General features: G+C 36.3%; 4 protein-coding genes. All 4 read left to right on the forward strand.

Annotation, left to right across the window (positions count from 1 at the left end; translation table 11 throughout):
- Positions 1 to 282 precede the first annotated feature (282 nt).
- The 4 genes from ASE55_RS18865 (at position 283) to ASE55_RS18880 (ending at position 12,419) form a co-directional block, all read left to right on the forward strand.
- Positions 283 to 1,125 (forward strand): hypothetical protein, encoded by an 843-nt coding sequence (locus ASE55_RS18865; RefSeq protein WP_056223344.1) that lies wholly within the window; start codon positions 283 to 285, stop codon positions 1,123 to 1,125.
- Positions 1,125 to 1,760, forward strand: coding sequence for a T9SS type A sorting domain-containing protein (locus ASE55_RS18870; protein WP_056223345.1), 636 nt, complete (start codon positions 1,125 to 1,127; stop codon positions 1,758 to 1,760). The genes ASE55_RS18865 and ASE55_RS18870 overlap by 1 nt, the downstream gene beginning before the upstream one ends.
- Positions 1,761 to 2,287: 527 nt before the next feature.
- Complete coding sequence (locus tag ASE55_RS18875; RefSeq protein ID WP_185116306.1) at positions 2,288 to 12,067, forward strand: SpvB/TcaC N-terminal domain-containing protein; 9,780 nt, start codon at positions 2,288 to 2,290, stop codon at positions 12,065 to 12,067.
- Positions 12,068 to 12,071: 4 nt separating this feature from the next.
- Entirely contained in the window at positions 12,072 to 12,419 is a 348-nt protein-coding gene (locus ASE55_RS18880) for a hypothetical protein (RefSeq protein WP_056223349.1), read from the forward strand.
- The last annotated feature ends 153 nt before the right edge of the window (positions 12,420 to 12,572 follow it).

A 12,572-nucleotide genomic window follows, 5' to 3' on the forward strand; every position in this document is an offset into this window, starting at 1 on the left:
TGTCGCAGGTTCGAGCCCTGCCTGCTCCTCAAATGACGAAATGTTTATCCTAAATGGTTAATCATTAACTTAGTTTTGTAAAAAATAACCATACACTACTACCATGAAAACCCTAATTACGTATTTTCTAACTTCTGCAATTTCTATTGCCCATGTTTCCGTAGGCCTTCAAACTTTAATCGGATCATAAATTTATAAGAGATTTCTTCTGATTATTCTTTTTCTTTTGTAGAAAGATAAATAAAAACTACCATAACTATGTTTAAACTCCTATGTTCAAGAATGTTCATATTTCTTACATTTTCATGCTCATTCTATGCTAATGCCCAGCTGGTGGGTTCGGATGTCCAGATTTGGGAGAAGATAAATCCTGCCTCACGGGAAGCTGCAAGGTGCACGGATGAAAATCTTCTAAATTTCCACTGCGGTATCAAAGACAAGTTTCTAAAAAAATACATTAAATACAGCAAAGATAAAAGCCATACGCTTAGCCTGGTGCATGCTTCAAAAGAGGATGAAATGATCTGGRAAAATGTTTCTTTGGGGAATACCTCGTACAGAAGAGGAAAAGAATCCAAAGAAATCGGTAAAAGGCCCAGCATTTTTTCATTTACCGGTACAGCAGATTCAAAAAAGGAAAAATCTGACAGTTTAAAAATAAAGTTTGAAGATCAGAATTTGTATGAAATGATTTTCTTTCCTAAAAAAGCTAAAATGATGGATCTGAATAAAATACATTCTTACCTCGCCATCAAATACGGAATTTCCCTGGAAAAAGGCAAATATTACGGGAGCGATGGAAAGGTGATSTGGGATCCTGAAAAGCATCCTGCGTATAAATACCGGCCGACCGGATTAGGTAGGGATGATGGCAATGAGCTTTATCAGAAGCAGTCATCCAACCAGGCTGATCCTTTTYTGGCTATCGGGATGAATGATATCAAAAGAACCAATTCTGAAAACCCTACGGTCATTGACAATAATAACTTTGTRATGTGGTCTGATGATGATAAGGCAATTTCTTTAAAGCCTCAAAGTGATCTTGATGTTCTGGAAAGAAACTGGGAAATCAGTTTCATCGGAAACAAAATTCCCAAAACAGATTTGACAATAATAACTTTGTGATGTGGTCTGATGATGATAAGGCAATTTCTTTAAAGCCTCAAAGTGATCTTGATGTTCTGGAAAGAAACTGGGAAATCAGTTTCATCGGAAACAAAATTCCCAAAACAGACTATCAGGTGAGGATTATCAAGGAGACGGTTAACCCGCGTTCCCTGCCGCTTTCATACTGGATGCTGCTTAAAAAGGACAATGGTGATATTAAGAAAATTCCAGGGGTTGAAAATGGCAATTTTGTTGTATTTAATAAAGTGGAATTCTTAGATGCCTTTGATACAGGAGACAAAACGTCTTTCACTTTTGCGGTAAGCCCTGTAAAAGACATTAAACCCGGTACGCCAAATCAGGATCCAAGATCAGGAACCTTATATAACGAAAAAGATCTTTCTCTGGATCTTACAAAGATTGCCCTGTATCCAAACCCGGTAAAGAAAGACCAGAATTTCACCGTCGTTTTTCCGCCGATGGAAAACCTGATCATTTCTATCTATGACGGTGGCGGGCGGCTTGTTGCGCTGGATAAAGTAAGCAGCAATGCAAGATCGTATGTCAACCACCTGCCGATCCAGAGTTCATATTTAGTTAATCTCACCCGGGACGGGAAAATCATAAAAACTTTCAAACTAATCGTAGAATAACTTATACCATGAAAATATTCAGAAAACGGCTTCCTTTTACCAAGAAGTCATTCCTGCTGTTGTGCTTCTTTGCCTGTATGTTTGTCTTTGCAGGTTTTACTAAAGAAGACCGGCAGAAAGTCAGGGCTTTCAAAGTCAGGCTTATGACCAAGCTGACCGATAAAAAAGAGGGCATACGAGCAAAGGAAATATCCGGTAACAAAGCATCCGTTGCATCTCTGAATAACAATTCGGAAAAGAAAATGCCTCAGGATATTTTATCAGAAAACAATCCTTTCCGGGCACAGACTGAAGATACAGGATCATCCGGAATCAATGGAATTTCGGATCATGTTATTTCTTATCCGTCGAGAGAAAAAGAAGGGACAATCGGTACTTTTTCAGATACGGAAGAAGACCGGATTTCAGATAACTTTTTCACGGTCGATGTTCCGGCAGTACATAAGGAAAATACGGTTGCCTATCTGGAATATGATCTTTTCGGGCTGGCTTCACACCAGTCGGTTCCGAGATCGATCAACCATAATGTGGCAATCGGCGGCGATATTGTCGTTCCGAGTGCCCAGTGGAGCCATCAGAGGGAAGCGGTAAGCTCAAGCCTTATCAGAAGCGGGCTGAACACGATTTTATTTACTTCGCCGTCAGACGGCGTGAAATATAAGGTTAAAAACCTGAAGATTGTTTTCGATAATGACAGGAAATCTTACGACAATATTATAGTGAGCTCAGTTCTTTCCGGAAGCAGTCTGTATGTGAAAGGAAGCAATATAAACGGAGCGGGAACTACGATTAACAATGAATATGTTTCTCTGAAAAACGGAGAATTTGAAAAGCTGATTCAGGTATCAGAGAGTGATAAGGCAAAAGGCAGCTTTTCCGTGACCGCAGACGGAGTTACCAATAATTACAAAATTCCTGCTCAAACCGCTTCTTTCAAAACATTCAGTAATACCTATTCCAATGCAAAGGGCATTTCCGTTTCCAACGATCAGGAATTCAGTGTAGAGTATGAAGGAATCAACATTAAGGTTGAGAAAGGGACTTCGGAAGCAGCTTATCTTGAAGTGTTAAAATTAAGATCAAAAGATTTTCCTGCCACTTCACAAGGATTAAAGAATGTTACGGTAAACAATTCCGCTTACCGGTTATCGGTAATCTCAGGCAAGCTTAATAAAAAAGTAAAGCTCACGATTCCTTACGACGAAAAACGTTTGGGACTGATCTCTCCGAAAGATATTAAGACCTTCCATTTTGATTATGCCAGAAGACAGTGGATTGTGGAAAAAGCTGCAGTCGTGGACACGAAAACAAAAACCGTGACTGTGGAAGGAGATGGAGATACAGACTATATCAATGGGGTCATCTCTACTCCGGAAGCTCCGCAGTTAGGCGCATCAAATCCTACAGGAATCAGCGGGCTAAAAGCAATAAATCCTACTGTTGGACGTAATTTTATCGCACCGCCAACAGCCAATCAGAAAGGGACAGCAAGTGTGTCTTACCCTATTGTAATTCCATCTGGTAGAAAAGGTATGCAGCCAAGTCTTTCGTTAGGATATGACAGCAGTAAAGGAAACGGCTGGATGGGAGAAGGATGGGATATTAATGGTTTATCTGCTATTTCAATTGATACGAGATGGGGTGCTCCTCGTTTTGACCAGACTGATGAAACAGAACTTTATTCCATGGATGGAGCAATGCTGGTATATGATAACAGCTATCTTCCTCACCGTCATAATGATATTAGTGAATTCAGTACTGTGTTTACCACAGACAAGCAAAAAAGAACTGATTTTTTGACTAACAATAAAAAGAAGTTTTTCTTAAGAAAAAATCACAATTTCAGTAAAATAGAAAGATATGGAACTACACCAAGCGATTATAGATGGGTAGTAACAACTCCTTCCGGAGGGAAAATTTTCTATGGTGGAGATAAAAATTCAGTAAATACGCAATCCGTAATCAGAGATGCAAATAATAATATTGTTCATTGGGCAGTCTGGAAAGAAATGGACGTGAACGGAAATTACGTAGAATATGTTTACGACAATTATGATCTTACCGGATTAACGGGAGTAAACCAAAACCTTAACAACGGAAAGTATTTTCATATTCAGAAAATTCTATACACCAATAATGATGCCCACAGCGGTCTTAAATTGTATTCTGTAGAATTTGAAAAAGAAGGTTCAATTGTACGTCAGGATATCAGTATTAATGCTAAAAAAGGCGTAAAAGAAGTAGAGCCGTATAGACTGAATAAAATCTATGTAAAATATGACGGGAAACTGATAAGAACTTATTCATTAACTTATAAAGAAGGCGAGTTTTACAAAACTTTGCTAACAGGCCTTAAGCATATTGATACATCAAATGATTTTTCTTACAATAATCTTACTACTGATGAGTATGTGTTTGATTATTATGATGATATTAAAGATGCAACAGGCAATACAATCACAAATTTTGGTGGTGATTCCAATGTAAATGCCAATATTGCAAATGTTTTTCCTTTGCCGCCTTCATTAACACCTTCTAAAATTCAGGCAAATTCAACTTTTGAATGGGGTGTAAACGGAAGATTGGGACTTGGACTTAATTTTCTTTTACCTACACAAGATCCTTATGGGCATGCCATGATTTCAGGAATGCTTGGGTATTCTGAAGCAAAAGCGAGAAATGTACAGCAGTTAATTGACTTTAATGGCGATGGGGTTCAGGATATTATTTACAGAAAACCGAATACCGGTCTTTTTGTAAGTCCCGGCTCGCTCGCTTCAGGCTCACTTGCATTTGGTGCTCCAAAACAAATATCAAATCTTAACAGTGATTTCTCTTACACAAAAACAAAGACAGATAACAAAGGATACGATTTTGGTCTTAAAGTTTTTGGGTTAGGGTATAACAGATCATTTGTATGGTCTACTACAAGAAGCACAACTTCGACGTACCTTACGGATGCCAACTCAGACGGTCTGATGGATGTTGTAAAAGATGGTCAGGTTTGGTTCAACAGATTAAGTTCCGGTGGAATAAATGAAATGACAAATTTTAGTGACACCACAGAAAACATGGTTATTGTAGCCGATGATGCTCTGCAGAATAATGATAACGAATCTGGTTTGGACGTTGTAAAATTCTGGGTTGCACCAAAGGATGGAATTATAAAATTTACAGATAATATTAGCATAGAAAATGTACCTAATGCCAAAGCTGTATATTCTGTAGAAATTCTGAATCCTGCATCCGGCACTACTCCTACAAACGGTAGAATTTATTTGAAAATTCTTACCCCAGCAACGTCTGTTCAGAATATCAGTATCACAAAATATAATACTTATTTTTCGGATATTCAGAGTATAAATCCTGTCGAAAGCAATAATCACCTTGCTATCAATAATCCCGGATACTTAACAGTAAAATCGGGAGATAAGGTATTTGTAAGACTTCATAAAAATAATATTAAGGATTTCAAGGTTTATTCAAATCCTAAAATAGAATATATGAAACTTCCTCTTCTGGGAGGAACTCCTACACCTGAGGCTGCAAATGAACTTTTAGAACAGGACGGATTCCATCATAATAACGGAAGCTATTCTGAAAACTATTTTCTTAATAACGGATTAAATGATTTAAGCTTTGATAATCCGGGAACTGTAACAGTTGATATTCCTGCTATTACTTTCCCTAAATCAACAGATAAAATTTCATTTAAAGTTATAAAGCTGGATGTGAACACAAATACTGAAACAATATTATATCCACCTTCTTCAACACCGCCATTTCCACAAAGTAACAGTTCTTTTGTAACACCTGCTGCTACTATTACGCAGACTGTGGCAGCTGGCCAGCCAATAAAGATCAAATTCAAAGTAGAATCGGACACGCACAGATCGTTTAAGGATGCAAACTGGAATAATATTGCAGTAAATTATCAGACCACTATTAATGGAAACAGTAACCCAATCAATGTAAAAGGAATTCCGGAATATCCATCACATTATATTACGGATTTTACTGCGAAGATTAATTTACTGACTTATTTCCTGGCGGATTCCACAAGTAACAATTATTATATTAATTTAAATAAAAACTTACCTGGAACAACAAGTTTTAAAGGGAGCTTTGTTTATATCATTAAGAAAGGAACTGCAATTCTTGCTAAAAGAAGAGTAGAAGTAAATACACAGGCAAGTCCTGCTGTTGTGGAGTATGACCTCATTAACAGTCAGACGCTTCCTGGTAGTGCTCCTGTTTTGGTGCATGCAGGAACCATTCCAACAACCGGATTTCCGGTGGATCAAATGATAAGTCTCCAGGTTTATTGTAATAATACGGCTGATGAAACAACTTATAAGATATACAGATCATTCTTTCTGAGTAAGCCATTTTATTTTACAGTTAATAACTCAACAGGTTCATCGGGTGATATTGCTGCGACATCTATTAACTCGAAAGCTTTGAATCCTTACAGTTATATTTATAATAACTACGGTCAGTTTTTGTACGATCAGTCCAGCGATATGATTTTTGATAAGGTAGCGAATGATTATATTCCTAACCCGAACACTCCTAAAGATTATTTCGGAAAACTGATTAATCCAGGATTAGTGCAGGGAATGAATTCTCCGCCTATCGGAAACTTAGCCAGTTGCGTAAATCTTCCAACTCAGGCAGAAGTTGAGCAATGTATTCAGCAGAACAGTGGTCCGTACAATTCACCAAATATAGGAGCGCCGCCTGCATTATTCCCGTTATTTCCATTTAAGAATAACAATAATGTAGAAAAATGGATGGGGAAAGGTCTTCCTGAGCAATACGCAATGGCAGATTCTTTCAAGGATGATGATTCTGTATCATCCCTGTTCAGTACAGCATCAATTGATCCTGAAATCATAGATATGCCAATTCAGGGAGATGTAGATACCAAAATGTTTGGAATAGATAAAAGATCATACAGCAGAGCAAGGACTAAAACAGTAAGCGGTTCTTTAATTGTTGTAAATCTATCAAATTCAGAGTCTTATCTTGAAGGAGATAAAAACGTAAGCACACAGGATTTTATTGATATGAACGGAGACGGATATCCGGATATCGTTTATAAAGATAATGCCCAGATTACGAATGCTACAGGGGGTCTGGGAAGAGGTGCCGGATCCAGTCCGGGTAACCATGAACCTTACATTTACAATTATATTTCAAAATCTGATAATTATCAAAACTCAAATGCAAAAGGATTTTCAATAAGCGGATTCAAGACTGCCGGAAGAACATTGTTTGGGGGAGAATCTTCTACGACAACAGAAACAGATACCTCAACACCTTGGGCAGATTCCGGAGCAAGCATTACAACATATAAAGAGCCTACCAGAGATGAAGGAATGGAATATTATATGGATGTAAACGGAGATGGCCTTGTAGACAGGTTCAACAGTTCAGGTTCATATTCTTTAAATATGGGCTACCGTCTGAATGGTGGAGAATCCTATTCAGGATTGGCTTCCTATGCTTCAAAACCTACAGGAACTGCAGGTATCGGATTTGATATGAATATACTTTCCGGTGGAGTAGATTATGCTTCCGGGATGTCAATGGGATTTGGCATTTCTGCCAGCCTTGGAATTTCAGCTTCTATGGGTACTGCCGAAAGATTATATGAGGACATTAATGCAGACGGACTTGTTGATCTTATATATGTAGATGGAGCGAATACCAAAGTAAGCTATAACTTAGGAAATAAGTTTTCACCGGCAACTACTTTATTTAAAAATTCTTCAGGAAATATTAATTTTAGTAATGAAGCAAAAACATACAATGGAGGGTTATCTCTTGGCGGTCATTATTATATTAATATTCCAATTTGCTGTATTTTTATACCGCTTCTTTATTTAAAAGTAGGGGCACAGGGTTCAGGAAATATAGGGATATCAATCTCTGAGGTTGATAAGGCATTTAAAGATATGAATGGCGACGGGTTCCCGGATCTTGTAGTTTCACACAGTGGAGGATTTACGGTAAATCATTCTAAAATAGGAAGAACCAATAAGCTGAAAAGAGTTACTAATTTCTTTTCCAAGAGTGCGGTAAATGTTGTTGAAATTGATTATGGATTTACTAAACCGTCTTATAATGATCCAAATGCAAGATTGGTGATGACAGAATCTAAAATGCTTAATCCTGATGCTTTTTCAAATACATATATAGTTTCTACACCAGGCAAAGATGTTGTAAATAGATACGTATATGAAAACGGTAAATACGACAGAAGAGAAAGAGATTTCTTTGGTTTTGCTACAGTAACAATCAATGAAATGGATAATCCGACTACTATTTACAGATCTGTGAGAAATACATATTATAACAATGGTTATTTCTTAAACGGGATAATGAGGAAATCAGAATCTTTTACCGGAACTTCTTCATTAACATCTGTTACTAATAATATCTACAAATTATATAAGTTTAAAGACAATAATACTAAAATCAACCTTTCTACAGTACTTCCTGAAACATATGATACAGGAGGAAAAGAAGGTAGAAAAATGGCAATAACATTACAGGCCCAGACATCTACCACGATTTTTGAGACTGGAGGAAATATTACAACTACCGTAAATTCAACGTATAATGAGAAAGGACAATTAATAAAATACCAATATATAAGTCCTACTTCAAGTTACAATTCTGTAATAACATATCATGATCTGCCATCGTCTGATAATATTCTAAACGTACCAGAATCAATAACAGTTTATGCAGGAACTTCTCCTTCAACTGTTTTAAGAAAGCGCGGGACAGAAGTAGATCCTGTTACGGGTGATATACAAAAGCTATTTGTATCACTCAATAATTCAGAGAGCTCTATCACAAGCATGTATTATGATCTGTTTGGAAATATCGAAAAAATAGAATATCCGGAAAATGGAAACGGAGATATTTATTCTTTAGAATACAAGTATGATTCAGAAATGTATAAATATCCAGTACAGGTTACCGATGTCATGGGATATTATTCGACATCAGAATATGATCCAAGATTCGATGTAGTAATAAGTGCCACCGATAATTCCGGTAATACCACGCAATATGAATATGATGCTAAAGGAAGATTATTACGAATTATAGCACCAAAAGAATTGGAAAGTGGCGCACCTTATACGATTGAATATTATTATAGCTTCACCGAAGGGTCATTAAGTTATTATAATGATACAAATACTAAATTTCTTGCAATCACTAGGCATTACAATGAGTTGGATCCATCAAATCCGATAGAAACAATTGCTATTGCAGATGGGTGGGGAAAAATAATCCAGATGAAAAAGGATATATTACTGAATGGAGTAGAAAGAATGTCGGTATCAGGAAGAAATTTAACAGATGTGCATGGCAGAACTATCAGGGAGTATCATCCTGTTGATGAAACCAAATATCCGTTCAGTAGCAATACAGGTACAAATATGAAGTTGAATTTATCTCAGATTTCTAATTATTACACTTCATCAAGTTATGATGCCAAGGATAGAGTAATGTCCACCACAGATGAAATGCTGCATACTACAAATTATAATTATGCTATTAATGGCGGGCTGTTCAGAAATACAACTACAATGATGCAGAACAGCTCAAATCAGTTAAAGTCCGAAACCTTTGTTAATGTTGAAGGGAAAACAGTAAGGAACAGAAATTATCTTAGCCCTACCCAAAATGTAGATACAACATTTGGTTATAATGAGATTGGGGAACTAAAGTCATTAGTAGATCCAGAAGGTTTGTTAACAATATATGACTATGATTTAGCAGGTAGAAGAGTCCTTCAGATTCATCCGGATCACGGAACAACAAATTATGAATATGATACGGCAGGAAATCTTAACAGATTATTTACTTCAAACTTGCAAAATAACCCAACTCAGACGTATATTCAATACCTTTATGAATACAATAGGCTTAAAGAAGTCAGATTACCAGATATTCCTTCCGGCGCAAATCCTGCAAACGTTAGATATGATTATGGTACAGCTGGATCAGGAAATAATGCTGGAAAAATGATTGTAAAAATAGATAATTCCGGAGTTACAAAGTATAATTACGGTAATATGGGAGAAGTAACCGCTGAAGAAAAAATGGTGAATGGTTATAATATTCCAGACATGCTGTTTAGTACAAGATATAGATATGACAGTTGGAACCGTCCATTGTCTATTGTATATCCAGATGGAGAGAATGTAAATTATGAATATAATTTAGCAGGAAACCTTGTGAAAATTTATAATAAAGAGGGTTACGAATATATTAAAGATATTCAATACGATGAGTATGAGCAGCGTATAATGGTAGTAAATGGCAATGATACCAAGTCTGAATTTTTTTACAATCCTGCGGACAGAAGGCTAAATCGGCATAAATTGAGCGATAATGGAGGGGTTGAATTGCTTAAAAACAACTATACCTACGATTTTGTTGGAAATATTACTAATTTAGACAATAGTGCCCAGCCTTTCCAGAATATGGGAGGAAATTATACATTTGGCTATGAATATGATAGCTTAAACAGGCTTATTTCATCTGGAGGAGATTTTAGCGGTGCTCCTGGAGCATTTGCCATAGAAAATTCTAACTTTAATTTAAGTTTGAGCTACAACAATGTTGGTGGAATTAACCAAAAAAATCAGGTACACGAGCAGAATGGAAGTCAAAATTCATTAAATACTTATTCAAATCAATATCATTATATAAATGGAACTCATAAAGTTGAAAATATTGATAATTTAAGTACTGGCGAATACGAAAAATTTGAATATGATTCTAATGGAAATTTGGTTAATCATGAAAAAAATGGTGATGTAGCCCGAATGTATTGGGACGAACAAGATAGATTAAAAGCTGTAAATAAGGATTTCGCAGGTTCGTATCAATATTATGTTTATGATGATAAAGGAGAGAGGGTTATTAAATATAATCTTGCCGACGGTCCGCAACTTTATCAAAACGGTGTTTTGATTGATGGAGGTAGTATAGCAATAAATGAATATAAGATTTATCCTAATCAATATGTAACAATTGATGCTAATAATACCTTTACTAAACATTATTATGCAGGTGAAAAAAGAGTCGCAAGCAGAATTGGATATCAGGATTTTACAATGAAGCAAGCGTCAAATGTCCAAATTGATAAAAAAGATCTTCCAGATCCTCAAATTGATTTGAAAATATATCTCGAAAAAGCAGGAATAGATTTTAAAAATATTACAACCGAATTGTCGAACAAAAATGGAGCACAGCCAAATGTTTATTACCTGCATGGAGATCATTTGGGAACTGCAAATTTTGTAACCGAACAACATGGGGATGCAACGCAATTTTTCATAAATTTACCGTTCGGAGAAACTATGGCAGAGCAGATGACAGGAGTTTATGACAATCCTTATAAATTCAATGCAAAAGAACTGGATAGTGAGACAGGATTATATTACTACGGAGCGAGATACTATAATCCAAGATTAAGTCTGTGGTACGGAGTAGATCCATTGGCTGTTTACAATCCGGTAATGGAAGATGAATTTTATGGAGATGGTGATCATAATGATGGAGTTTTCAACCAAGGTAATCTTAACCCTTATATTTACTGTTATCAAAATCCTGTATTGTATATGGACCCGAATGGTAAGCAAAATGTAGCTGGTGCTGTACTTGGAGCTGTTGCGTTTGGAGGGATAGAATTGGGAACTCAATTGCTTGCAGGAAAATCATTCGATGAGGTTGATTGGGCAGATGTAGGAATTGAATCTGCAAAAGGAGGAATAATAGGCTTTAATCCTGCACTCGCAGGGGTAGCAGAGTATTCTGCAGTAGCATTAAAGGCAAGTGTTGATTATTCATCTGGTGATAGCGGACTTCAGGTAGTTGGAGTAAACAAATCAGTAAAGCATGCTGCCTATGATGCAGGAGTAGACCTTATAGGTGGTAAATTAGGAGGATTTGTGGGGAAAAAAGTAGGAGGCGTTGCTGAGTCAGCTGTAAAAAATCTTGAAAAGAAAGAAGTTCAGGCATTGAGGAATGTTGCTAATGCAAGAAATACATTCAATCAATTGTCTAGAAGAAATCCTCTAAGCGGGAGAGCAGTGGCAGCAGAACTTAAACTTACCAAAGCTGTAAGGGCTTCAAATGTTGCAAATACCAACAAAATGCACATGAAAAATGTACAGAGATTTATCAACAGCCAGGGAGGTGGAGGATTGATAAATGGAGCTATTAGAAGTAAAATGACGGATAGAATAAAAGAAGTGTATAAAATTGATAAATAATATTATGGAAAAAAAGAAAATTTCTACAAAGGAATATTTACAGTTTTTTATAGTGATGACGGTTATTTTAGGTTCATTGGCTACATTTGTATATTATAGAACCCAGGAGCGGAAAAAAGATGTAAAAGAAATTTTTGATGATTATTCATTAACTAAAGGGATCATTACTAAAGTTAGTTTTTACAAAGGAAAAAATATACGAGTAAGATATAAGGTAGATGGGAAAAATATTGATGGGGGGAATGACATAAAAGAATTGATGGGGAAAAATGTAGGAGATTCGTTATGGATAAAGTATTCCAATAAAAATCCTGAAAAATTCATTACAGAACTTAGTGTAAAATACAGGTAGACTAACAGACGAGGCATTGATTTCAATGCCTCTTTTTATATAATAACTGTTAAATGAATAGTTATTTCACCAGCGAACACTTTGACTGTCCATAATTCCAGGTTTCCCTGCACTTTCTGACCTCTGTTTCCTCGCGCTTTCTTTGAAATAATA

The organism is Chryseobacterium sp. Leaf201 (genome assembly GCF_001421435.1).
In the GTDB taxonomy this organism is placed as follows: Bacteria; Bacteroidota; Bacteroidia; order Flavobacteriales; family Weeksellaceae; genus Chryseobacterium.

Coding starts and splice junctions, on each gene's coding strand:
- ASE55_RS18880 (WP_056223349.1), top strand. CDS start 12,072: ATGGAAAAAAAGAAAATTTCTACAAAGGAATATTTACAGTTTTTTATA.
- ASE55_RS18870 (WP_056223345.1), top strand. CDS start 1,125: ATGTGGTCTGATGATGATAAGGCAATTTCTTTAAAGCCTCAAAGTGAT.